General features: G+C 61.6%; 21 protein-coding genes and 1 other RNA gene. 4 read left to right on the forward strand and 18 right to left on the reverse strand.

Annotated features, from left to right (window positions below):
• Positions 1-311: 311 nt before the first annotated feature.
• The 18 genes from lpxC to rsmI all read right to left on the reverse strand — a co-directional run bounded on the left by lpxC (position 312) and on the right by rsmI (position 19,598).
• The gene (gene lpxC / locus AC13EY_RS13805; protein ID WP_088274837.1) at positions 312-1,223 is read right to left on the reverse strand and encodes a UDP-3-O-acyl-N-acetylglucosamine deacetylase; all 912 of its coding nucleotides are present in this window, start codon (positions 1,221-1,223) and stop codon (positions 312-314) included.
• 111 nt (positions 1,224-1,334) lie between these two features.
• Positions 1,335-2,510, reverse strand: a complete 1,176-nt coding sequence (gene ftsZ / locus AC13EY_RS13810) for a cell division protein FtsZ (RefSeq protein WP_228245790.1) — start codon at positions 2,508-2,510, stop codon at positions 1,335-1,337.
• A 91-nt stretch (positions 2,511-2,601) separates the two neighbouring features.
• On the reverse strand, positions 2,602-3,834 hold the full coding sequence (ftsA, locus tag AC13EY_RS13815) for a cell division protein FtsA (protein WP_088274833.1): 1,233 nt from the start codon (positions 3,832-3,834) through the stop codon (positions 2,602-2,604).
• Positions 3,835-3,844: 10 nt separating this feature from the next.
• The gene (locus AC13EY_RS13820) at positions 3,845-4,705 is read right to left on the reverse strand and encodes a cell division protein FtsQ/DivIB (protein WP_088274831.1); all 861 of its coding nucleotides are present in this window, start codon (positions 4,703-4,705) and stop codon (positions 3,845-3,847) included.
• An 11-nt stretch (positions 4,706-4,716) separates the two neighbouring features.
• Complete coding sequence (locus tag AC13EY_RS13825) at positions 4,717-5,634, reverse strand: D-alanine--D-alanine ligase (RefSeq protein WP_228245788.1); 918 nt, start codon at positions 5,632-5,634, stop codon at positions 4,717-4,719.
• Positions 5,634-7,040: a UDP-N-acetylmuramate--L-alanine ligase gene (murC, locus tag AC13EY_RS13830; protein ID WP_482877495.1), complete on the reverse strand. Its 1,407-nt coding sequence runs from the start codon at positions 7,038-7,040 to the stop codon at positions 5,634-5,636. The genes AC13EY_RS13825 and murC overlap by 1 nt, the downstream gene beginning before the upstream one ends.
• Positions 7,041-7,074: 34 nt before the next feature.
• The gene (murG, locus tag AC13EY_RS13835; protein ID WP_482877456.1) at positions 7,075-8,148 is read right to left on the reverse strand and encodes an undecaprenyldiphospho-muramoylpentapeptide beta-N-acetylglucosaminyltransferase; all 1,074 of its coding nucleotides are present in this window, start codon (positions 8,146-8,148) and stop codon (positions 7,075-7,077) included.
• Entirely contained in the window at positions 8,141-9,316 is a 1,176-nt protein-coding gene (gene ftsW, locus AC13EY_RS13840) for a putative lipid II flippase FtsW (RefSeq protein ID WP_482877458.1), read from the reverse strand. Before ftsW ends, murG begins: the two co-directional genes overlap by 8 nt.
• Entirely contained in the window at positions 9,313-10,662 is a 1,350-nt protein-coding gene (murD, locus tag AC13EY_RS13845) for a UDP-N-acetylmuramoyl-L-alanine--D-glutamate ligase (protein WP_482877460.1), read from the reverse strand. Before murD ends, ftsW begins: the two co-directional genes overlap by 4 nt.
• A gap of 10 nt (positions 10,663-10,672) precedes the next feature.
• Complete coding sequence (gene mraY / locus AC13EY_RS13850) at positions 10,673-11,755, reverse strand: phospho-N-acetylmuramoyl-pentapeptide-transferase (protein ID WP_228245785.1); 1,083 nt, start codon at positions 11,753-11,755, stop codon at positions 10,673-10,675.
• 1 nt (position 11,756) lies between these two features.
• Positions 11,757-13,145, reverse strand: a complete 1,389-nt coding sequence (locus AC13EY_RS13855; RefSeq protein ID WP_482877461.1) for a UDP-N-acetylmuramoyl-tripeptide--D-alanyl-D-alanine ligase — start codon at positions 13,143-13,145, stop codon at positions 11,757-11,759.
• Complete coding sequence (locus tag AC13EY_RS13860; RefSeq protein ID WP_482877463.1) at positions 13,138-14,589, reverse strand: UDP-N-acetylmuramoyl-L-alanyl-D-glutamate--2,6-diaminopimelate ligase; 1,452 nt, start codon at positions 14,587-14,589, stop codon at positions 13,138-13,140. The genes AC13EY_RS13855 and AC13EY_RS13860 overlap by 8 nt, the downstream gene beginning before the upstream one ends.
• Positions 14,586-16,340 carry a peptidoglycan D,D-transpeptidase FtsI family protein gene (locus AC13EY_RS13865; protein WP_482877465.1) on the reverse strand — a complete coding sequence of 585 codons (1,755 nt, stop codon included), beginning with the start codon at positions 16,338-16,340 and terminating at the stop codon, positions 14,586-14,588. Before AC13EY_RS13865 ends, AC13EY_RS13860 begins: the two co-directional genes overlap by 4 nt.
• A complete protein-coding gene (gene ftsL / locus AC13EY_RS13870) occupies positions 16,337-16,642 on the reverse strand; it encodes a cell division protein FtsL (protein WP_088274813.1) in 306 nt (101 codons plus the stop codon). The genes AC13EY_RS13865 and ftsL overlap by 4 nt, the downstream gene beginning before the upstream one ends.
• The gene (gene rsmH / locus AC13EY_RS13875; RefSeq protein ID WP_482877467.1) at positions 16,642-17,580 is read right to left on the reverse strand and encodes a 16S rRNA (cytosine(1402)-N(4))-methyltransferase RsmH; all 939 of its coding nucleotides are present in this window, start codon (positions 17,578-17,580) and stop codon (positions 16,642-16,644) included. Before rsmH ends, ftsL begins: the two co-directional genes overlap by 1 nt.
• Entirely contained in the window at positions 17,577-18,032 is a 456-nt protein-coding gene (gene mraZ, locus AC13EY_RS13880; RefSeq protein WP_088274809.1) for a division/cell wall cluster transcriptional repressor MraZ, read from the reverse strand. Before mraZ ends, rsmH begins: the two co-directional genes overlap by 4 nt.
• Positions 18,033-18,330: 298 nt before the next feature.
• An RNA gene (gene rnpB / locus AC13EY_RS13885) (RNase P RNA component class A) lies at positions 18,331-18,687 on the reverse strand.
• A gap of 62 nt (positions 18,688-18,749) precedes the next feature.
• Positions 18,750-19,598 (reverse strand): 16S rRNA (cytidine(1402)-2'-O)-methyltransferase, encoded by an 849-nt coding sequence (gene rsmI / locus AC13EY_RS13890; RefSeq protein WP_228245780.1) that lies wholly within the window; start codon positions 19,596-19,598, stop codon positions 18,750-18,752.
• A gap of 149 nt (positions 19,599-19,747) precedes the next feature.
• Here rsmI and AC13EY_RS13895 point away from each other — a divergent pair, with 149 nt between their 5' ends.
• From AC13EY_RS13895 to AC13EY_RS13910, 4 genes are read left to right on the forward strand one after another with little or no spacing between them, the layout of a single operon-like run.
• Positions 19,748-21,571, forward strand: a complete 1,824-nt coding sequence (locus AC13EY_RS13895; protein WP_482877469.1) for a penicillin-binding protein activator — start codon at positions 19,748-19,750, stop codon at positions 21,569-21,571.
• On the forward strand, positions 21,571-21,945 hold the full coding sequence (locus AC13EY_RS13900) for a YraN family protein (RefSeq protein WP_088274803.1): 375 nt from the start codon (positions 21,571-21,573) through the stop codon (positions 21,943-21,945). The genes AC13EY_RS13895 and AC13EY_RS13900 overlap by 1 nt, the downstream gene beginning before the upstream one ends.
• A gap of 11 nt (positions 21,946-21,956) precedes the next feature.
• Positions 21,957-22,550 carry a phosphoheptose isomerase gene (locus tag AC13EY_RS13905; protein WP_088274801.1) on the forward strand — a complete coding sequence of 198 codons (594 nt, stop codon included), beginning with the start codon at positions 21,957-21,959 and terminating at the stop codon, positions 22,548-22,550.
• Complete coding sequence (locus AC13EY_RS13910) at positions 22,547-23,113, forward strand: BON domain-containing protein (protein WP_088274799.1); 567 nt, start codon at positions 22,547-22,549, stop codon at positions 23,111-23,113. The genes AC13EY_RS13905 and AC13EY_RS13910 overlap by 4 nt, the downstream gene beginning before the upstream one ends.
• Positions 23,114-23,116 lie beyond the last annotated feature (3 nt).

A 23,116-nucleotide genomic window follows, 5' to 3' on the forward strand; every position in this document is an offset into this window, starting at 1 on the left:
AAGCTGCAAGCCAGAAGCTTGAGTGGAAGCATCGGACTTTGGAAGAGCCCTACTCCCTGACAGCTAGCTGGCGAGACTCATGGCTGATTTGCTGATTGCGCCACACGCCTTCCAAAAATCCAGACTGTTATAAAACCTTATGACCCAACACACGGGCTTTGGGCTTTGGGCTTTGGGCTTTGGGTTGGAACTTGAAGCTTGCGGCTTGCGGCTTGCAGCTCGTCACTTGCGGCGCGATGCCCCAATAAAAACGGCCGCCCGAAGGCGGCCGAAAGATAAAACGAAACGAGTAGTGTCGCCGATGTCTGTTGTCAGACAGCAGCGGCAGGACGCATATAGGAGATTGGAGCGGTACCTGCGTCATCGAAGGTAACCAGTTCCCACGCGTCCTTGTTTGCCAGCAGCGCACGCAAAAGCTTGTTGTTCAGCGCGTGTCCGGACTTGTAGCCACGGAACTCACCAACCAAACTTTTGCCCAGCAGGTACAAATCACCGATTGCGTCGAGAATCTTGTGTTTGACGAACTCGTCTTCGTAGCGAAGACCGTCTTCGTTCAACACCCGATACTCATCCACCACAATGGCGTTATCGACACTGCCACCGAGCGCCAGATTCTGCGAACGCAGATACTCGATGTCACGCATAAACCCGAACGTACGGGCGCGACTGACTTCCTTCACAAACGAGGTGCTGGAAAAGTCGACGCAGGCGTGCTGGCTGCGGCCACGGAAAACCGGGTGATCGAAGTCGATACCAAACGACACCTTGAAGCCCTCAAAGGGGACAAAGGTGGCTGTTTTGCCATCTTCTTCTACCGTAACTTCACGCTTGATCCGAATAAACTGCTTGGCGGCATCCTGTTCTGCAATGCCGGCCGACTGAATCAGAAAGACAAAGGGACCTGCGCTGCCGTCCATGATCGGCACTTCGGCCGCGCTCAGCTCGACGTAGGCATTATCAATACCCAGACCCGCCATTGCCGACAACAGGTGTTCGACCGTGTCTACCTTGGCGCCATCCTTTACCAGGGTCGTGGACATGGTCGTCTCACCGACACATTCGGCACGCGCCGGGATCTCGACCACGGGGTCAAGATCAACCCGGCGAAACACGATACCCGTGTCCACCGGTGCCGGCTTCAGTGTGAGGTAGACCTTCTCACCCGAATGCAGGCCCACACCAGTGGCCCGGATGACGTTTTTCAATGTGCGTTGTCTGATCATGCTTGCCTGCTTCCGCGCTGATTGCGAAAAACTCTCAGTAAACTGGCGTGCATCATAGCAAAGTCAGCTTTTGATGAATACCAATTACCCCTATGCCTTCAATTGACCAGTTCAATCAGCCTGACGACGCAGGAATGCCGGAATATCCAGATAATCCAGATCATCCGCCGGCTGAGTCAGACGAGACGCGGCAGCAGCGCCGGCTGGAGCCTGATTGCGCATGACGGTCGGGCGTTCCAGATCGCGGTAGTTCGGTGCACCGGCTTCCGGACGCTGGACGCTCTGAGCAGGCGCTGCGGCAGTATTGTCGATGACCTTCACCGGCTTTTCACGCGCACCCAGACCGGTTGCAACTACGGTAACCCGCAGCTCGTCACGCAGCTCCGGATCGATAACGGTACCGACCACAACAGTCGCGGTTTCAGAGGCAAACTCTTCGACAGTGCTGCCGACTTCGGAGAACTCGCCCAGCGACAGATCCGGACCGGCGGTAATGTTGACCAGAATGCCGCGCGCGCCCATCAGGTTGACGTCTTCCAGCAGCGGGCTGCGGATGGCCGCTTCGGCCGCTTCGCGGGCGCGGTTCGGACCACTGGCGTGGCCGGTACCCATCATTGCCATACCCATTTCGCTCATGACGGTTTTCACGTCGGCGAAGTCGACGTTGATCATACCCGGACGCATGATCAGGTCAGCGATACCTTGCACCGCACCCAGCAGCACGTCGTTGGCCTTGCTGAAGGCGGCCAGCAGACTGGCGTCTTTACCCAGCACGGTCAGCAGTTTTTCGTTCGGGATGGTGATCAGCGAGTCAACGTGCTGGCTCAGTTCACGAATACCCTCTTCGGCCACCTGCAGGCGCTTGCGACCTTCGAACGGGAACGGCTTGGTCACGACGGCGACAGTGAGGATACCCATTTCACGGGCGACTTCTGCAACAATCGGCGCCGCACCGGTACCGGTACCACCACCCATGCCTGCGGTGATGAATACCATGTCAGAGCCCTGCAGCACCTCGGCAATGCGCTCGCGGTCTTCAATCGCAGCCTCACGGCCGATCAGCGGGTTGGCACCGGCACCCAGACCTTTGGTGACACCCGAACCCAGTTGCAGCACGGTACGCGCGCTGACGTTTTTCAGTGCCTGGGCATCGGTGTTGGCGCAGATGAAATCAACACCTTCCACATTGTTCACCACCATGTGCTGCAGCGCGTTGCCGCCGCCACCGCCCACACCGACGACCTTGATTACTGCGTTCTGAGGAACGTTATCGATCAGTTCGAACATGGCCTTTCTCCTTGAATAGCTACTCGTATCGTTTTCGTTTCGTTTACTGCGTCATGCCCGCTTTGGCGGGTCTAGTACTGCAACAGCGCAATCAGAAATTGCCCTGAAACCACTTCTTCACTCGCTCCAGTACCGGAGTCTTGTTGCTCTCACTCGGCTGCGAGCCATGGTCACCGTGATGTTTCATGCCGTAGTGCAGCAAGCCCACGCTGGTGGCGTAGATCGGGTTGCGCACCACGTCGGTGAGCCCTTTGAATTCTTGTGGCATACCGAGGCGAACCGGCATGTGGAAAATCTCCTCGGCCAGCTCGATGGCACCTTCCATCTTGGCGGTGCCACCGGTCATGACGATGCCGGCCGGAATCATGTCTTCGAAGCCGGAGCGGCGCAGTTCGGCCTGAATCAGTGTGAACAGCTCGTCGTAACGCGGCTCAACTACCTCCGCCAACGCCTGGCGAGACAGGTCGCGCGGTGGCCGTTCACCCACACTCGGCACCTTGATGGTTTCCTCCGGGCCGGCCAGCTTGGCCAGCGCGCAGGCATAGCGAATCTTTATTTCCTCGGCGTACTGGGTCGGAGTACGCAGCGCCATGGCGATGTCATTGGTGACCTGGTCACCGGCAATCGGAATCACCGCGGTATGGCGAATGGCGCCTTCGGTAAAGATGGCGATGTCGGTAGTGCCGCCACCGATGTCGACCAGGCACACGCCCAGCTCCTTCTCGTCCTCGGTCAGCACGGCGTAGCTGGATGCCAACTGCTCGAGGATCACGTCTTCGACTTCCAGCCCGCAGCGACGGATGCATTTTTCAATGTTCTGCACCGCGTTGAGCGCACAGGTCACCAGATGCACCTTGGCTTCCAGGCGCACGCCGGACATGCCCAGCGGCTCACGCACACCTTCCTGGTTATCGATCACATACTCCTGCGGCAGGATATGCAGAACCTTCTGGTCAGCAGGAATGGCGACGGCCTGGCCGGCGTCCAGGACGCGCTCGATATCGGCCTGGACCACTTCGCGATCGCGAATGGCAACAATGCCATTGGAGTTCAGACTGCGAATGTGATTACCCGCGATTCCGGCATAGACCGAGTGGATCTGGCAGCCGGCCATCAGCTCGGCTTCCTCGATGGCGCGCTGAATGGACTGCACCGTCGACTCGATGTTGACCACCACGCCCTTCTTGAGTCCGCGCGAAGGATGCGAGCCGATGCCGACGATTTCCAGCGTGCCGTCCGCACCGATCTCGCCGACCAGCGCCACGACCTTGGAGGTGCCGATATCCAGGCCCACAATCATTCTGCTGCCCTGCTTGCTTGCCATAATCTTCCCGTTACTCCGCCGCTTTTTCAGCTTCGCCGACATCACGCCAGGCGACAGCCATGCCATTGCTGTAGCGCAGGTCTACCCGCGCGATCAGTTCCCGACGATCACTGAGCATCAGTTGCTCGATGGTCATGAACCGTTGCATCTTGTCCACCAGATTGTCCCGCCCCAGCAGCAGCTCCATACCGTCATCGGTGGTCAGGAACCAGCTGCCGCGGTCACGCAGCTCCAGCTTGCTGACCACCATGCCCTGCGGACGCAGCAGGCTGCTGAACTGCTGGTACTGACGCATCACCTTGCGCTTGGAGCGCTCGGGGCCGTTGAGCTGAGGCAACTCGCTGAAACGCGCAATCTCCTGTGGTTCAAACGCCTTGCCTTCATTGTTCAGCAACGCCTTGTCGCCCCAACGGGCTACCGGCAACTGCTCATCCAGAGCAATCACCAGCTTGTCCGGCCAAACCCGGCGAACCGACGCATCGGCTACCCAGGGCATGGCCAGCAGATCTGCGTGCAGGCCTGCCAGATCGATACCGAGGAAGCTGTCACTCAGGTAAGGCTGTATCACCTGCTGGACGGCGTCCCGATCGATGTACTGCAGCTCACCCTCAACGCTGACCAGTGCAATCGGCCGGTCTGCCAGGGGCATCAACCGGCTGCCAAGTTCGTACAGCCCCATACCGAGCGCGACCAGCAGCAGCGGCCAGAGCAGGTGCTGCGCACGGCCAATCAGGCCGCCCAGGTCGGGGCGCGGCAGACGCAGACGCGGCAACTGCCTCGGCTGGGCCGGGGCCACACGCACAGCACCACGCCCACCGGCCTTACGGCGCGATAGCGGTGCGGTGTTGCGTGTGTCGCGAATCGCCTGCATCGGGTTATCCGTCAGTTCAGCGTACCGGCCAGAATGGCCAGCACCAGCGCATCAAAATCCATTCCGGTCGCCTTGGCAGCCATCGGCACCAGGCTGTGATCGGTCATTCCCGGAACGGTGTTCACTTCCAGCAGATAAAAATTGCCCTGCTCATCCTGCATCACGTCGACCCGACCCCAGCCTTTACAGCCAACCGCATCGAACGCCTGCAGGCTGATCGCCTTGAGCTGTTCTTCCTGCTCGGACGGCAGGCCGCACGGGCACAGGTACTGGGTGTCATTGGCCAGATACTTGGCGTCGTAGTCGTAAAAATTGTGCGGGGTGCGCAAGCGAATCGGCGGCAGCGCCTTGCCATCCAGAATGGCAACGGTGAACTCGGCACCCTGCACCCACTGTTCAACCAGTGCTTCGTCGTCGTAGCTGCGCGCACTTTCCCAGGCCGCCTGCAGCTGCTGCAGGTTGTCGGCCTTGGCCATACCGATGCTGGAACCTTCGTGCACCGGCTTGATGATCAGGGGCGTGCCCAGGCGCTCGACGATGCCGGCACACTGCTCGGCGCCGCGCAGCATCGCGTAGGCAGGCGTCGGCAGTCCGATGCTTTGCCAGATCTGCTTGGTACGCAGCTTGTCCATGCCAACCGCAGACGCCATCACGCCGCTGCCGGTATAGGGAATCTGCAGGCTCTCCAGCAGCCCCTGCAGGCTGCCATCCTCACCGCCTCGCCCGTGCAGCGCAATGAACACGCGATCCGGGCGCTGGCTCAGCAGTTGCTCCGCCAGAGACTCATCGGCATCAATGCCATAGGCATCGACACCCGCGTTCTGCAGCGCAGCGAGCACAGCCGCGCCGGATTTCAGCGATACCGCACGCTCGGCGGACTTGCCGCCGTACAACACTGCTACACGCCCAAAGTCAGTTACATCGACCATCAGGCCTTACCTCCGGTATCACGCTTGCCAAGAGCCTCGGCCAACTGGACCGAGAGCCCACCAATATCACCCGCACCCTGGGTCAGCAGAATGTCGCCAGGCTGCAGTACCGCTTCCAGCAGCGGCATAACGTCGGCATCACGCTCGACATAAATCGGGTCCAGCTGACCACGCTGACGAATGCTGCGGCACAGATGCTTGCTGTCTGCCCCCGGAACCGGTTCTTCTCCGGCCGGGTAGACCTCCATCAGCAACAGCGCATTGGCATCGCCCAGCACCTGAACGAAGTCTTCGTAGAGATCACGGGTACGGCTGTAGCGGTGCGGCTGGTAGAGCATGACCAGGCGACGCTCGGGCCAACCGGCACGGACCGCCTTGATAACCGCAGCCACCTCACGCGGGTGGTGGCCATAGTCGTCGACCAGCATCACTTCGCCGTTACCCCACGGGAAGTTGCCCTGCACCTGGAAGCGACGACCAACGCCCTGGAACCCGGTCAGACCTTCGATGATGGCGCGATCGGAAACGCCTTCGTCGGTCGCCACCGCAATGGTCGCCAGCGAGTTCAGCACGTTGTGTACACCCGGCATGTTGACCGACACCTGGAGCGGTTCGCGGCCCTCACGCAGCACGGTGAAGTAGGTCTGCATACCCTTCTGATGGATATCTACCGCGCGGATGTCGGCATCCTCGGACTGACCGTAGGTGATCACCTGACGGTTGATCTGCGGCAGAATCTCGCGCACCACCGGATCATCGATGCACAGCACTGCCAGCCCGTAGAACGGCAGGTTGTGCAGAAACTCGACGAAGGTGCGCTTCAGTTTGTTGAAGTCGCCCTCGTAGGTCGCCATGTGGTCGGCGTCGATATTGGTGACGATGGCGACCATCGGCTGCAGGTGCAAAAAGGAGGCATCGCTCTCGTCGGCTTCGGCAACCAGATAACGGCTTTCACCCAACTGGGCATTGGTGCCGGCGGCGGTCAACTTGCCGCCGATCACGAAAGTCGGGCTCAAACCGTCAGCCGCCAGCACAGAGGCAATCAGACTGGTGGTGGTAGTTTTGCCATGGGTGCCGGCGACGGCAATGCCATGGCGATAGCGCATCAGCTCGGCCAGCATCTCGGCGCGTGGCACCACGGGGATGCGGCGTTCGATGGCGCCCGCCACTTCCGGGTTCTGCGGATTGATCGCGCTGGAAACCACCAGCACATCCGCCTCCTGCACATTCTCGGCACGATGGCCGATGTCGATGCGCGCACCGAAGGATTCCAGGCGCTGGGTCACGGCTGAGCGCTTCAGGTCCGAACCGGATACCTGATAACCGAGGTTGAGCAACACCTCTGCAATGCCGCACATGCCCACGCCGCCAATGCCAACAAAGTGAATATTGCGGATGCGCCGCATCTCCGGCAGCGTAAAGGTTGCCTGACTGCGCTTGTTAGTGCTCACGGGCTACCTCCAGACAGGCGCGCACCACATCGGCAGTCGCGTTCGGGGTGGCTTGTTCACGGGCTCGTTCGGCCATCTGTTGCAGCAGCTCCGGGTTGTTCATGTAGTTGATCAGGGTGTTGGCCAGTTGCTCATCATCGAGCTGGGCCTGCGGCATCAGCACCGCGGCGCCGCGGTCGGCCAGATAGCGGGCATTGGCGGTTTGATGGTCGTCGATGGCATGCGGCAGCGGAATCAGCAGTGACGGGCGTCCTGCGGCAGCCAGCTCACAGACAGTCAGTGCGCCGGCGCGGCAGATCACCAGATCGGCCCAGGCGTAGGCACCCGCCATATCGGCAATAAACGCCTCTACCTCCGCGCGCACGCCAGCCTGCTCATAAGCTTCGCGCGCCATCAGCAGATGCTGCTTGCCGCACTGGTGCACCACCTGCGGGCGCTGAGCCGGTTCGATCCGCGCCAGCGCCTTTGGCAGCAAGTTGTTCAGAGGCATAGCGCCCAGGCTGCCACCCAGCACCAGCAGGCGCAGCGGGCGGCTGCCATCCCAGCTCATCGGCGGGGTAGCAAAAATGTCGTCGCGCACCGGGTTGCCGGTACTGCGACGGTTTGCACCGTCGGCGAAGCTGCCGGCAAAACCTTCGCAGCGACGCTCGGCAAAACGGGCCAGCAGGCGATTGGTGGTGCCGACCACGGCATTCTGCTCATGGATGACCAGCGGCATACGGCGCAGCCAGGCAGCCAGGCCGCCCGGGCCGGTCACATAGCCGCCAGCGCCAAGCACGCAAACGGGCTTGAGCGTGCCAAGCAAGCGCAGCGACTGGCCCAGCGCCCGCACAATACGGAACGGCGCCTTCAGCAGGTCGAGCTTGCCCTTGCCGCGCAGGCCCTGAATATCGATGTAATGGATCGGGAAGCCGGCCTGCGGCACCAGGTCCACCTCAATGCCGCGGCGCGTACCAAGCCAGTGCACCTCGTAGCCCTGATCACGCAGCATGCGGGCACAAGCCAGCGCCGGGAAAACGTGCCCGCCGGTGCCGCCCGCCATCACCAGTACCTTGTTACTCATGGGCGCCCCCTTGTGCCGCCTGACGACGTTCCCAGTCAATCCGCAGCAACAGACCGAGGCACACACAGCACACCACCAGCGAGCTGCCACCGTAGCTGAGGAACGGCAGGGTCAGCCCCTTGGTCGGCAGCAAGCCGATATTCACGCCGACGTTGATCAGAATCTGGCCGCACCACATGATCGCCAGGCCATAGGCCAGATAAGCGTGGAACAGCATGCCTCTGGCCTCGGCAGCCAGACCGACATACAGGCCGCGAATCGCAACAAAGACCAGCAGGGCAAAGGCTGCCAGCGCGCCAATCATGCCGAGTTCCTCGGCCAGCACCGCAAACACAAAGTCGGTATGCGCTTCAGGCAGGTAAAACTGTTTCTGAATACTGTTACCCAGACCGACACCAAACCATTCGCCACGGCCGAAGGCGATCAATGCCTGAGAGAGCTGGTAACCGGTGCCATACGGGTCCTGCCACGGATCGACGAAGCCGGTCAGGCGCTCCAGACGATAGGGTTCCGCCACCACCGCCAACGCCGCCAGCCCTCCCAGTGCCGCAAACAGCAGCAGAAAGCGGTACAGGCCAACGCCACCGAGAAACAGCATCCCGGTGGCTGCGCCCATCAATACGACAGTCGCGCCGAAGTCTGGCTCGACAATCAGCAGGCAGGCCATCGGGCCCAGTACCATGAACGGCTTGAGAAAGCCCTTCCAACCTTCCTTTACCTCGTCCTTGCGCTGCACCAGATAGCCGGCAAGAAAGACCACGGCAAACAGCTTGGCCAGCTCGGACGGCTGGACGTTGATCGGGCCAACCGCAATCCAGCGCCAGCTGCCGTTGACCTCGCGGCCGATGCCCGGAATCAGCACCGCCACCAGCCCGGCGAAGCCGAAGAACAGCAGCATGAAGCGAAAGCGTTCCCACACGGCAACCGGCACCGACAGGGTGACGACCAGCGCAATCAGGCTGATCAGCAAGTAGACAATCTGACGATTCATATAGAACAGCGGGCTACCCAGCCGGCCGGCCGCCACTTCCATCGAAGCGGAGGTAACCATGACCAGCCCCAACGCCAGCAATGCGACCGCGCCGACCAGCAGCGGCATGTCCATATCGAAGCGGCGTTCGCCGATCAGCGGCGCGGCGGCATCACGCAGGTTGAAGGTCAGATTCATGCGCCCAACCTCCCGACCGCTTCGGCGAACAGCCGACCGCGCTCTTCAAAGTTGCGGAACATGTCCAGGCTCGCACAGGCCGGCGACAGCAGCACCAGATCGCCTTGCTCCGCCAATGCCGCCGCAGCGGTTACTGCCTCTTCAATAGAGGCAACACGAACCAGTCGGGTCTGCGGGTCAAGGGCTGCGGCGATCAGTTCGGCATCACGGCCAAGCAGCACAACGGCGCGGCAGCTTGCTGCCACCGGTTCTCGCAACGATGAAAAGTCAGCACCCTTACCGTCGCCACCGGCGATCAGCACCAGCTTGCCGCTCATGTCCGCGGCAAAGCCGTTGATGGCCGCGAGCGCCGCGCCCACATTGGTTGCCTTGGAATCATCGAAATACTCGACACCGGCGTGGCTGCCAACCCACTGGCAGCGGTGCGCCAGCCCCGGGAATGCCTTCAGCGCCTGCAGCATGGCATCCATCCGCAGGCCAGCCGCCTGACCCAGCGCCAGCGCGGCCAAGGCATTGGCCTGGTTGTGCGAACCGCGAATGCGCAACTCACTGACCGGCATCAGTGCGGTGAACTCGTAAGCCAGCCAGGTCTGGCCATCCTGCTCAATCAGCCCGAAGCCCTTGAAGTCGGGGCGTGACAGACCAAAGCTCAGGCATGGCAGTTGATCGGCAATCAGCGGCCGCGACAGCGAGTCATCGCGGTTGATCACCACCTGCTGCGCACCACGGAAAATCCGGTGCTTGGCCATGTGATAGGCCGGCAGACCGCTGTAGCGATCCATATGATCTTCACTGACGTTCAATACAGTGGCGACCAGCGCGTTCAGGCGGTCGGTGGTTTCCAGCTGGAAGCTCGACAGCTCCAGCACGTAAAGCTCGGCATCCTGATCCAGCAAATCCAGCGCCGGCGTGCCCAGATTGCCGCCCACGGCGACCTTCACGCCCGCCGCCTGCGCCATCTCACCCACCAGTGTGGTAACCGTGCTCTTGGCATTGGAACCGGTAATCGCAACGATCGGCGCCTTGGCCGCCCGCGCGAACAGCTCGATATCACCAACGATGGAAACGCCTGCTTTGGCCGCCGTCTGCAGTGCCGGTGTGGCCAGTGCGATACCGGGGCTGACGATCAGCTCGTCTGCGCTGCTCAGCAGGTTTTCGTCCAGCTCGCCCAGATACAGATCAGCCATGGGGGCAAAGCGTTTGAGCTGCTCCAGACCCGGCGGATTCTGGCGGGTGTCGGCCACGGCAAAGGACAGGCCCTGGCCTGCCAGATAACGGGCGACCGAGAGCCCGCTGCTGCCGAGCCCGACGATAATCCGTTTTTTGTCCGTGGTAATCAGAGACACGCTCTGCTCCTCAACGCAGTTTCAGGGTGGCAAGACCGATCAGCACCAGTACCACGGTGATGATCCAGAAGCGCACGATCACGCGCGGCTCCGGCCAGCCCTTGAGTTCAAAGTGGTGGTGAATGGGCGCCATGCGGAACACCCGGCGACCGGTCAGCTTGAACGACGCTACCTGCACGATCACCGACAGCGTCTCCACCACAAAAATGCCGCCCATGATGAACAGGACGATTTCCTGCCGGACGATCACGGCAATCACACCCAGCGCTGCACCCAGCGCCAGCGCGCCGACATCGCCCATAAAAACCTGAGCCGGATAGGTGTTGAACCAGAGAAATCCGAGACCGGCGCCCAGCAGCGCGCCACAGAAGATGATCAGCTCGCCAGCACCCGGCACATAGGGGATCAGCAGATACTCGGCAAATTTCGCGTTACCTGACAGATAGGCAAAGATGCCCAGCGCACCGCCCACCATGACCGTCGGCATGATCGCCAGCCCGTCCAGGCCATCGGTCAGGTTGACTGCATTGCTTGAGCCGACAATGACGAAGTAGGTCAGCACCACAAACAGCGCCCCAAGCTGAAACTCGACCTGCTTGAAGAAAGGCACGATCAGGGTGGTCTCGACCGGTGTCTTGGCTGCCATATACAGCACTACGGCTGCAGCCAGACCGAATACCGACTGCCAGAAGTACTTCCAGCGCGAAGGCAGGCCGCGCGAATTTTTCTCGATCACCTTGCGATAGTCGTCCACCCAGCCAACCGCACCAAAGCTGAAGGTAACGCCCAGTACCACCCAGACATACAGATTGCTGAGGTCTGCCCACAACAGAGTGCTGACACCGATGGCAACCAGAATCAATGCGCCGCCCATGGTTGGCGTGCCCTTCTTGGACAGGTGCGACTGCGGACCGTCATTGCGCACCGCCTGGCCGATCTGCCGAATCTGCAGCGTACGAATCATCCAGGGCCCCAGAAACAGCGCCATCGCCAGCGCCGTCAGCACACCCAGAATGCCGCGCAGGGTCAGATACTGGAATACGGCAAAGCCGGAGTAGTACTGCTGGAGGAATTCGGCGAGTAAAAGCAACATATCAGCTGGCCCCGTTATCGTTGTCGTGCGCGTCCGCCGGGGCCAGAAGGCCGGCGACCACTACATCCATGCCCGCACTGCGCGAGCCTTTGACCAACACCCGGGTGTTGGCATCCAGATCCTGTTTGATGGCATCGATCAGCGCTTCGCGGCTATCGAACAGCCGGCCGTTGGCACCGAATGCGCCCACCGACAGCGCAGACAGCCTGCCTGTCGCATAGAGCCCGTCCAGGCCCCGCTCACGTGCATGCAGACCAACGTCACGATGACTCTGCTCGGCCCATTCGCCCAGCTCGCCCATATCGCCCAGCACCAGCAGACGCCGCCCGGACAGGCTGGCCAGCACATCGATGGCGGCCTTCACAGACGCCGGGTTGGCGTTGTAGGCGTCGTCAATGATTTGTGCACCACCAATGCCGTTCAGCCAGTTGCCGCGCCCCGCCACCGGCGCAAGGGACAGCAGACCCCGGGCAATCGCATCCAGTGGCGCACCTGCCGCCAGCGCCGCGCCCGCCGCTGCCAGCGCATTGGCAATATTGTGTTCCCCGCGCAACTGCAGACGAACCGGGACCACGCCGACCGGGGTCACCAGATTGAAGTGCGGACATCCGGTGGCGTCGATCTCGACCTCTTCGGCGCGCAGCTGTGCAGTCGGATTCTTCAGGCTGAACGAGCATGCGGTACGTCGGCTGCCGAGCAACTGATACCACTGCTCGAACCAGGGGCTGTCCAGATTTAGGATGGCCTGACCGCCATCGGGCAGCGCGCTGACGATCTCGCCCTTGGCCCTGGCAATGCTCTCCGGACTGCCAAACCGGCCAACATGCGCCATGCCGGCGTTGGTCAGCACACTGATCTGCGGTTTGACCAGACCCATGGTGTAGTTGATATCGCCCACCTGCGCCGCGCCCATCTCGATCACGGCAAAGCGGTGCCCGGCATCAAGCTGCAGCAGGGTCAGCGGCACGCCAAGTTCGTTGTTCAGATTGCCCTGGGTGGCCAGTACCGGCCCGCACTCACGCAAAATGGCGGCGAGCATTTCCTTTACCGTGGTCTTGCCACTGGAGCCGGTAATGCCGATCACGGTGCCGCGGAACTGATCGCGCACCAGGGCGCCCAGCTGGCCCAGAGCCAGTTGGCAATCGTGCACCAGCAATTGCGGCAGCGGATCATCGACAAGGTATTCGACCATGGCCGCTGCAGCGCCGTTTTCGCGGGCCTGGGCGACAAAGTCGTGGCCATTGCTGCGGCTGCCGGGCAGCGCAACAAACAGGCCGCCCCTGGCAACCTTGCGGGCATCAATGCTGACGCTGTCGAAATGGGTATCCACCCCGTTGAGGGTGGCGGCCAGCGGCTTGAGCAGATCGGACAGACGCAACGCATCAAGCATGAGCGGCCTCCCAATGCTGCAGCGCGAGGCTGGCCTGTTCAATATCGCTGAAGGGGTGACGCACTCCGTCAATCTCCTGGTAATTCTCGTGACCCTTGCCGGCGAGCAGAATCACATCACCGGGCCGCGCTGCCGCAATCGTACTGGCGATGGCTTGCGCACGGTTGGGTATGACGGTCAGTGCCTGCGGGTGTTCCGCACCCTGACAAATTTGTTCGATGATTTGCTGCGAAGGCTCGGTTCTCGGGTTGTCATCGGTGACCACCACGGCCTCGGCAAACTGTTCGGCAACCCGCGCCATCATCGGCCGCTTGCCGTTATCCCGGTCGCCGCCGCACCCGAAGATGCAGACAACACGCCCTGCTGCATGCTGATGCAGAGCGGTCAGAGCCTTCTCCAGTGCATCAGGGGTATGCGCGTAATCGACCACTACCAGCGGCAGGTCGCCGCCGCCAAGGCGCTGCATGCGACCGGCTGGCGGCTGCAACTGTGCGACCTGCTCAACGGCTGCGCCGGCATCGACGCCCAGCGCCAGCAGACTGCCCAGCACGGCGAGCAGATTGCTCATATTGAAACTGCCCAGCAGCGGGCTGCGCAGGGCAAACTCGCGGCCCTGCACCTGCAACCGGGCGTTCAGCCCAAGGCTGTCACAGAGCAGCTCTCGGCAATACAGCGTCGCAGCAGGATCGCTCAGGCTGTAACCGATAACCGGCGCGGCGCAGCGCTCGGCCAGCTCACGCCCGAAAGCGTCATCCAGGTTGACCACAGCCGCCTGCAGATCGCGCTGGAACAGCTGCGCCTTGGCTTCGCCGTAGGCAGCCATGGTGCCGTGATAGTCCAGATGATCGCGACTCAGATTGGTAAACACCGCCACAGCAAAACGCACCGCGGCAACGCGGTGCTGGTCCAGCGCATGGGAGGACACCTCCATCGCCACGTGGCTTGCGCCCTGGTCACGCATCGACGCCAGTTGCGCCTGTACCGCAACGGCATCTGGCGTGGTCATGCCGTGATCAATCAGCGCACCCGCCAGGCCGCTGCCAAGGGTACCGATCACGCCGCAGCGGCTGCCCAGACGGTCCAGCGCCTGCGCCAGCATCTGACTGACGCTGGTCTTGCCGTTGGTGCCGGTGATACCGATCACCTGCAGCGCGGCGCTGGGCTGCTGATAAAACCGGTCAGCCAGCGCAGACAATTGTTCCGCCAGCCCTTCAATCTGCACCGACGGCACGGCCAGCTGGTGTGCGACAGCGCCCTGCGATTCCAGAACGACCGCGGCGGCACCAGCAGCAACAGCCTGGGCAATATAGTCCCGGCCGTCGTGACGCAGACCGGGGAACGCAACAAACAGATCACCATCACGCACGTGGCGGCTGTCGAGGGTGATGCCGCCAATATCCGCGTCGGCGTGTACCTTGCCAGGGAATAGCTGAGACAGCTTCATCGCGGCTCTCCGGTGGTGACCAATGCCGGCGGCGATGGCAGTGCAGGCTGCTCCAGCGAAGCCAGATTATCGGGCGCCACGTTCATCAGCCGCAGTGCATTGGACATCAGCCCGCCAAATACCGGGGCGGCAACCAGACCGCCGTAGTAGCCGCCGTTGCTGGGCTCATCGATGACCACGGCAATGGCGATGCGCGGGTCACTGCTCGGGCCGAACCCGGCAAACAGCGAACGATAGGAGTCTTCCTGATAGCCCTTGCTCGAGGTACTGGCCTTGCGTGCGGTACCACTCTTGCCGGATACGTGATAGCCCGGAACCCGCGCCCTGTGGGTGCCGCCCTCGGCCTCAATGACGTTCTGCAGCATTTCCTGAACCATTCGGGTGGCATCTTCCGGCAGCACCTGCTGGGTGTCGGGCAAACCGTCCACCCGCAGCAAAGACATCGGCACCTTGCGACCGTCGTTGGCCAGAATCGCATAGGCCTGCGCCAGCTGAACGGCGGTTACCGACAGGCCGTAGCCATAGGAAAGGGCCGCGGTTTCGGCCGAGCGCCAGGTGCGGTAGGTCGGCAGCTTGCCGACGCTTTCGCCCGGGAACCCAACACCGGTGTACTCACCCAGGCCCACCGCCGCCATGGCGTCATGTACCGCTTCGCCGCCAATATCCAGCGCCACCTTGCTCATGCCGACGTTACTGGATTTGAGCAGAATGCCCGCCAGATCGAGTACGCCACCCGGTGCCCTTGATACATCGCGAATGGTGTAACGACCGATTCGCAGGGTGCCCGGATAGACATTGACCTGATCGCTCGGCTTCCAGCGGCCGGTCGCCAGAGCAGCGGTCATGGAAATCGGCTTCATGGTCGAACCCGGCTCGAACACATCGATCATGGCGCGATTGCGCATCATGCTCGGCTGCAGATTGGCCCGATTGTTGGGGTTATAGGACGGCTGATTGACCATCGCCAGCACTTCACCGGTATGCACGTCGAGCATCACGACCGACCCGGCCTTGGCGCCGAACTCCTGCATACCTTCGCGCAGCTGACGGTGCGCCAGATACTGCAGACGCAGATCGATAGAGAGGCGCAAGTCATTGCCCGGACGGGCGTTGCTGACCACCTGCACATCCTTGATCAGACGACCACGGCGGTCCTGCAAAACCTGGCGCTTGCCCGGCAAACCTTGAAGCCACTGGTCATAGGCCAGCTCAAGCCCTTCCTGGCCCTGCTCGTCAACATTGGTGAAGCCGACCAGATGCGCCGCCACCTCACCGGCAGGGTAGAACCGACGATATTCTTCGATGCTATAGACGCCGTGCACCTTGAGCGCCATCACTGCTTCGCCGGAGGCCGGGGTCATGCGCCGCCGCAGATAGATGAACTCTTTGTCGGCATTGGCCTTGAGGCGCTCGCTGAAGGTCGCCAGATCGGTACCCAGGGCGCTGGCAAGCTCCGGCCAGTGAGCCTGCTGATCGATCAGCTGCGACGGGTTGGCCCAAATGGTCAACACCGGTGTACTGACTGCCAACGGCTCACCGTTGCGGTCGGTGATCTGCCCCCGGTGAGCCGGAATCGGCACATGGCGCACACTGCGCTTGTCGCCCTGACTGCGCAGGAAGCCTTCGTCCAGCACATGCAGCTCGGCAATGCGCCAGACAACCGCTGCGCAGCACAGCCCAAGCAGCCCGATAACCAGGCGAAAACGCCAGGGGTACAGGCTACCGTTGGACTTGAGCGCAAATCGCTTCATGGTTTCACCAGAATCACGTCGCTGGGCTCAGGGACGTGCATACCGAGCTGTTCGGTGGCAATCCGTTCAATGCGGCTGTAGGCCGTCCAGGTGCTCTGCTCCAGCACCAGCCGTCCCCATTCCGCCTGCGCCTTCTCACGCACATCCATCTCGGTCGCCAACTCGTTGAGCAGCTGACGGCTCCAGTGGGCGCTGTAGGACACTGCCAGCGCACTGGCAACGCCCAGCACGAACACCAGCGTCAGCCAGCCACTGCCAGTCGGCAGGCCGGAACGCTTCGACAGTGGCGCAGGCGCGTTCATCAGCGCTTCACCGCAATACGCAGCACGGCGCTGCGGGCACGGGGGTTGGCATCGATCTCGGCGGCACTCGGCTTGATCGCCTTGCCGACCAGATTGATCGACACCGGAATATCAATGTCGCGAATCGGCAGGTCCCGCGGAATCGGAGCGCCCTTGGCCTCACGACGCATGAACTGCTTGACCATGCGGTCTTCCAGCGAGTGGAAGCTGATTACCGCCAGGCGGCCGGCCGGTGCCAGGACATCCAGCGCTGCACGCAGGCCATCGGCCAGATCATCCAGCTCGCGGTTGATGAAAATGCGAATGCCCTGGAACGCGCGGGTCGCCGGGTGCTTACCCTTTTCCCAGGCGGGGTTGGCTTCCTTGATGACCGCCGCCAGATCACCGGTGCGGGTAAAGGGCTGCCCTGCGCGGCGGGTTACTACCGCCCGGGCCATACGCTTGGAGAAGCGTTCCTCACCGTACTCCTTGAGCACGGTGGCGATATCCGCCTCGCTGGCACTGTTGACCCAGTCGGCTGCACTCTGGCCAACACCGGGATTCATGCGCATGTCGAGCGGGCCGTCATTGAGAAAACTGAAGCCACGGGTCGGATCATCGAGCTGGGGCGAGGACACACCCAGATCCAGCAAAACACCACTGATACGCCCGTGCAGACCGCGCGCACGCATTTCGTCAGCCATCTCGGCAAAGGACCGCTGTACAACGACAAAGCGGCCGTCTTCGGCCGCCAGTTGTTCGCCAGCCCGGATGGCTTCCGGATCTTTGTCAAAGGCAATCAGCCTGCCCTCTGGCCCCAAGCGGGCGAGCAATGCTCGACTATGACCTCCTCGGCCGAAGGTGCCGTCGATATAGATGCCGTCAGGCTGAATGGCGAGCGCATCAAGCGCCTCGTTCAGCAATACACTGATATGGGAATAGGAGGACACGATACTCACAGGCTCAGCGAGTGCAGTTCAGCCGGCAACTCGCCAGCCTCCTGCGACTCGTCCAGATAGGCAGAGGTGGTAGCAGTCCAGGCGTCTTCACTCCAGAGCTCGAACTTACCGATTTGACCGACCAGCATTACCTTCTTGTCCAGCCCGGCGTATTCACGCAGCAGCGGCGGAACGACAAAGCGACCGGCGCCATCCAGCTCAAGCTCGAAGGCATTACCGATCAGCAGTCGTTGCAGACGCTTGACCGCAGGATTCATGTTGGGCGCCTGCCGCAGCTTGGCTTCGACGGCCTCCCATTCGTGCAGGGGGTAAATCCAGAGACAACGGTCTTCCAGCGCGATAGTGACAACCAACTGTCCATCACAGGACGCCAACAGACGGTCGCGATAGCGCGCAGGCATCGCGAGTCGCCCTTTGGCGTCGAGATTGATGGCATTGGCTCCGCGAAACACGTTGTCGTCCTTCCCCTAGATAATTGGCCGGAGCTCGCCAAAAAATCCCACTCCGTCCCACATAACACCACTTTGCGACACTATAGAAATGCACCTATACAGCGTCAAGAGCCGCACAGAGGAAAAAAACCTTGCACAGCAGTGGTTTAGGTGGTTTTAGCGGGAATGTGGATGCAAAAGAGGGTATTAGGAAGCAACAAAAAATAACCAAAGCAAAAAGATCGCCTCACAAGTTAAAGTGAATTGTGAGGAGTAAGATTTTTTTGCTCTAAGAAGAAGTAAGTCACACAGGAAGGAAAATAAGAGTTGGCCTGTAAGCCGGGTTCTGTCGAGGACAGTCATTCCTCTGGGATCGCCATCACTGACAACCTCTAGCAACCTACCCGAATCCAGTGCGGGCCACACCGACGGATTCCTATTTGGTCTTGCTCCAAGTGGGGTTTACCACGCCACAGACTGTTACCAGCTGCGCGGTGCGCTCTTACCGCACCTTTTCACCCTTACCGGCGCTTGCGCGCTTAGGCGGTTTGCTTTCTGCTGCACTTTCCGTAGGCTCGCGCCTCCCAGGCGTTACCTGGCACTTTGCCCTATGGAGCCCGGACTTTCCTCCACGACACTACTTGCGTAGCGCCACAGCGACTGCCCAGCCAACTCTTGGCGGCAAGATTAGCGGGCGGAGCGGCGCAGGGCAAGCATTGCTTTGACCGCCACCCCAATCTATTGGGCGCCGCGCTCCAGTGCGATCTGATACAACAGGTTCTTGCGCACCCCGGTGATCTCTGACGCCAGCTTTGCAGCCCGCTTGAGCGGCAACTCCGCCAGCAGCAGATCCAGCACCCGCAGCGCCTCGTCACCGACCTCATCGGCTTGCGGCGCAGGCGCCCCCTCCACTACCAGCACGCACTCACCGCGCTGTTGATCCGAATCGCCCGCGACCCACTTAACCAGCTCAGAGAGCGGCGCCGCACGCAAGGTCTCGAAGGTCTTGGTCAGCTCGCGAGCCAGCAGTACCCGCCGCTCGTCACCCAACACCTGCTGCATGTCCTGCAGACACTCAAGCAAACGGTGCGGCGCCTCGTAGACCATCCAGGTTCGATCTTCCGCTGCCAGCACCTGCAAACGCTGCCGACGCCCGTGAGCCTTGGCAGGAAGAAACCCCTCAAAGGCAAAGCGGTCCGACGGCATGCCCGCCGCACTGAGCGCGGCAATCAGGGCACAGGCCCCCGGCACGGGAGATACTCTGACACCAGCCTCGCGCGCCTGACGCACCAGGTGGTAACCGGGGTCGGAGATCAGCGGCGTACCGGCATCGGAAATCAGGGCAACATCATCACCGGCCAGCAGACGCTCAACCAGCCGCTCACCCTTATCCCGTTCATTATGGTCATGACAGGCCGTCATCGGCGTATCAATACCGAAATGCTGCATCAGCCTGGCGCTGTGGCGGGTGTCCTCGGCAGCAATCAGGCGGACATCCTTGAGCACCTGAAGCGCTCGCGGACTCATATCCTGAAGATTACCGATCGGCGTAGCCACCACAAAAAGAGTACCGGCAACAGTGGTCATGGGATTTCCTGAACGCAATTTGTGACGCATTGTACAGCAGCTGCCCGGGGTGTGCCGTGCACCTTGGAGATTGCACGTATGCTTGGGTACAATGACGCCACCCGACCCGCCGGCCTTTCGCCCCAATCCCGCTCGTAAGGACACCTCGCATGCACCGCTCCATTCGCCTGTCGACCCTGGCTCTGACACTGACCACAGTGCTGGCCGGCTGTGCTTCCGCACCGAAAAGCCTGGACGAGCTGCCCCGCACACCCGATGCCTCGGTTGAAGAAATTCTGAAAAGTGCCGCCCGCCATGACGGTGCCGAAGCCAACCTGCTCCGCCTGCACGCCGCCCAGACCGCATTGAACAACGGTAATCCCGAGCAGACCCTGCGCGTCCTCGAGGACATTCCGCAAAGCGCCCTGCCAGCAGACCAGCAGATTCGATTCAGCGAGCTGCAGGCCACCAGCGCGATGGCCCTGGGTGACAACGTCACGGCACTGACCGCAATCAAGCACCCGTCCCTTGAGCAGCTCGACATCCGCCCCCTGCCCGAACAGCTGCGCATTCAGCAGTTGCGCGCAGATATACTGGACGCCAACGGGCAATACATCGAAGCAGCCCGGGAGCGCGTCTTTATTCACAGCCTGCTTGCCCCAAGCGAGCAGACTGCTAACAACCAGGCAATCTGGGACAGCCTGACCCAGGCGAAAACCAAGACACTGCAGACGGCCAGCGACGGCGCCAGCGGTGAATTCGCAGGATGGCTTGAGCTGGCACTGATTACCCGCAATCAGCGCAATCTGGACCTGCAAGTCCGGGCGCTGAAGGCCTGGAAGGAAAGCCATGCAACCCATCCCGCCGCCAATCGCCTGCCCGACTCGATCCAGCAAATCGAAGCGCTGCAGGCGAGTCGCCCAACTCACATCGGCTTGCTGCTGCCCTTCAACGGGCCACTCGCCAGCGCAGCACAGGCGCTGCGTGATGGTTTCCTGGCTGCGCAGTACCAGGCGCAAAGTCAGGGCATCAGCCAGCCTCAGGTCACCCTTTATGACAGCACCCAGTACAGCCAGGCCATCGACGCGCTGAATCAGGCCAAGCGTGAGGGCGTTCAATGGATGATCGGCCCCCTGGAGAAAGACAAGGTCGCCCAACTGGCCAGCAGCGGCGCACTTCCGCTGCCGACCCTGGTACTGAACTACGCCGAACAGGCCACCTCGGACAGCAGCATCTATCAGTTCGGGCTCGCCCCGGAGGACGAGGCTCGCTCTGCGGCCATTCGTGCCTGGCACGACGGCAAGCGCCGCATGGCCACCCTGAGCACACGGGATGACTGGAGCCAACGCGCCAATCGTGCCTTTATCACTGAATGGGAGCGCCTCGGCGGCATCCTGATTGGTCAGGAGCTGGTAGACCAGCCCGCAGCCGTTGCCAATCAGATGGGCGAATTGCTGAAAATCAAGCAGAGCGAGAATCGAGCGAACCGCATCAGCAGCATCCTCGGCGACGTACTGGCCCAGCCCACGCCACGTCAGGATCTGGACGCCCTGTTCCTCGCAGCAACCCCCTTGCAGGCACGCCAGATCAAGCCGACTCTGGCCTTCCAGTACGCAGCCGACCTGCCTGTTTACGCGACATCGCACGCCTATCAGATCGACTCTAGCGGCATGCAGAATACCGACCTTGACGGCTTGCTGATCGCCGAGATCCCCTGGCTGCTGGAGCAGAACGATCCACTTTATTCGGACGTCACCGGCAACTGGCCCCAGGCAGGAGGGGCTCTGGGGCGCCTTTACGCCATGGGTGTTGACACCCAGCGCATCTTTGCCCGCCTGCCCCAGATGCGCGAATACCCGGATACACGCATAGAAGGCGCGACCGGCGAACTGACGCTGGACAGCACCGGGCGAATTCAGCGCCTGCTACCTTGGGGCCAGATCCGCAATGGAGTCCTTGAACCTGCAGCACCGAGCGACAGCGGCGCCCTCTGATGCCGCATCCGACCAGCCGGCAGCAGCTGGGCAACCTCGCCGAGCGCATGGCTGAACAAATCATGTGCAACGCAGGTCTATCCTGTCTGGCACGCAATTATAGGTGCCGACAGGGCGAGCTTGATCTGGTCATGCGCGACGGCGATACAGTAGTATTCGTCGAAGTGCGCTACAGGCAGCAGAGCCATTGGGGCAGCGCAGCAGAGAGCGTTAATCGGGCCAAGCAGCATCGCCTGATTCATACCGCGCAGCACTATCTGCTGAACACGCCCCGCCTGGCCAACCAGCCCTGTCGTTTTGACGTCATAGCCGCCGAAGGCGACCCTTCGAATCCGAAGTCCTACCACTGGATTCGAGAGGCATTCACTTGCTAGCGAGTTTCCCTATGGACATGCAACACCGCATCAGACAGCTTTTTACCGATAGCATCGAAACCAAGACCCGTGCGATGGACGTGCTCGGCCCCAGCATCGAGCAAGGTAGCCAGATGATGGTCAACGCGCTGCTCAGTGAGGGCAAGATCCTTACCTGCGGCAACGGCGGCTCCGCGGGTGACGCGCAGCACTTCTCCTCCGAACTGCTGAACCGCTTTGAACGGGAACGCCCAAGCCTGCCGGCAATCGCCCTGACTACCGATGCATCAACCATTACCTCAATCGCCAACGATTACAGTTACGAAGAGGTGTTCTCCAAGCAGATCCGCGCACTCGGACAACCCGGCGATATCCTGCTGGCGATCTCGACCAGCGGCAACTCTGCCAACGTCATGCAGGCCATTCAGGCTGCACACGATCGCGAGATGCACGTTGTTGCGCTGACCGGCCGCGATGGCGGCGCCATGGCGTCACTGCTGATGCCTGAGGACGTAGAGATCCGCGTTCCGGCCCGCTCGACCGCACGCATCCAGGAGGTCCATCTGCTGGCGATTCATTGCCTGTGCGACCTGATTGACCGTCAACTGTTCGGGAGCGAGGAATGAAACGACTGTCAGCCATTGCTCTGGCTCTGATGCTTGCCGGCTGCAGCTCTGTCCTGACAGCTACACGCGATACGCCCATCCAGGACAACCACGGCACCCGCACCATCGGCAGCAGCATCGATGACCAGTTGATCGAGACCAAGGTTGCGGTCAACGTCAACAAGGCCAACACCGCGATTGAAACAGAAGGCCGCATTGTCGTTACCAGCTACAACGGCGTAGTGCTACTGGCCGGCCAGGTGCCGCGCGGCGACCTGATCGCCACCGCTGGCGAAGCCGCCAAGCAGGTGCAAAGGGTCAAGGTGGTTCACAACGAATTGACCGCCGGCCCGCGCCTGTCACTGCTGGCGCGCAACCAGGACGGCCTGATTACCGCCAACCTGAAGACCCGCCTGCTGACTGACGGCACCATCCCCGGCACACGCATCAAGGTCGTCACCGAGGCCGGCGTGGTTTATCTGATGGGACTGGTCACCCACCACGAGGCCAACCTTGCGGTGGCACAGGCCCAACAGATTGGCGGCGTCCAGCGCATCGTCAAGCTGTTCGAATACCTCGACTGACCC

This window comes from Halopseudomonas sp. L-58 (genome assembly GCF_056859475.1).

What these genes read in the sequence shown, in the direction of transcription:
- lpxC (WP_088274837.1), bottom strand. Translation starts at nt 1,223, where the DNA reads ATGATCAGACAACGCACATTGAAAAACGTCATCCGGGCCACTGGTGTG.
- ftsZ (WP_228245790.1), bottom strand. Translation starts at nt 2,510, where the DNA reads ATGTTCGAACTGATCGATAACGTTCCTCAGAACGCAGTAATCAAGGTC.
- ftsA (WP_088274833.1), bottom strand. Translation starts at nt 3,834, where the DNA reads ATGGCAAGCAAGCAGGGCAGCAGAATGATTGTGGGCCTGGATATCGGC.
- AC13EY_RS13820 (WP_088274831.1), bottom strand. Translation starts at nt 4,705, where the DNA reads ATGCAGGCGATTCGCGACACACGCAACACCGCACCGCTATCGCGCCGT.
- AC13EY_RS13825 (WP_228245788.1), bottom strand. Translation starts at nt 5,634, where the DNA reads ATGGTCGATGTAACTGACTTTGGGCGTGTAGCAGTGTTGTACGGCGGC.
- murC (WP_482877495.1), bottom strand. Translation starts at nt 7,040, where the DNA reads ATGCGGCGCATCCGCAATATTCACTTTGTTGGCATTGGCGGCGTGGGC.
- murG (WP_482877456.1), bottom strand. Translation starts at nt 8,148, where the DNA reads ATGAGTAACAAGGTACTGGTGATGGCGGGCGGCACCGGCGGGCACGTT.
- ftsW (WP_482877458.1), bottom strand. Translation starts at nt 9,316, where the DNA reads ATGAATCTGACCTTCAACCTGCGTGATGCCGCCGCGCCGCTGATCGGC.
- mraY (WP_228245785.1), bottom strand. Translation starts at nt 11,755, where the DNA reads ATGTTGCTTTTACTCGCCGAATTCCTCCAGCAGTACTACTCCGGCTTT.
- AC13EY_RS13855 (WP_482877461.1), bottom strand. Translation starts at nt 13,145, where the DNA reads ATGCTTGATGCGTTGCGTCTGTCCGATCTGCTCAAGCCGCTGGCCGCC.
- AC13EY_RS13860 (WP_482877463.1), bottom strand. Translation starts at nt 14,589, where the DNA reads ATGAAGCTGTCTCAGCTATTCCCTGGCAAGGTACACGCCGACGCGGAT.
- AC13EY_RS13865 (WP_482877465.1), bottom strand. Translation starts at nt 16,340, where the DNA reads ATGAAGCGATTTGCGCTCAAGTCCAACGGTAGCCTGTACCCCTGGCGT.
- ftsL (WP_088274813.1), bottom strand. Translation starts at nt 16,642, where the DNA reads ATGAACGCGCCTGCGCCACTGTCGAAGCGTTCCGGCCTGCCGACTGGC.
- rsmI (WP_228245780.1), bottom strand. Translation starts at nt 19,598, where the DNA reads ATGACCACTGTTGCCGGTACTCTTTTTGTGGTGGCTACGCCGATCGGT.
- AC13EY_RS13895 (WP_482877469.1), top strand. Translation starts at nt 19,748, where the DNA reads ATGCACCGCTCCATTCGCCTGTCGACCCTGGCTCTGACACTGACCACA.
- AC13EY_RS13900 (WP_088274803.1), top strand. Translation starts at nt 21,571, where the DNA reads ATGCCGCATCCGACCAGCCGGCAGCAGCTGGGCAACCTCGCCGAGCGC.
- AC13EY_RS13905 (WP_088274801.1), top strand. Translation starts at nt 21,957, where the DNA reads ATGGACATGCAACACCGCATCAGACAGCTTTTTACCGATAGCATCGAA.
- AC13EY_RS13910 (WP_088274799.1), top strand. Translation starts at nt 22,547, where the DNA reads ATGAAACGACTGTCAGCCATTGCTCTGGCTCTGATGCTTGCCGGCTGC.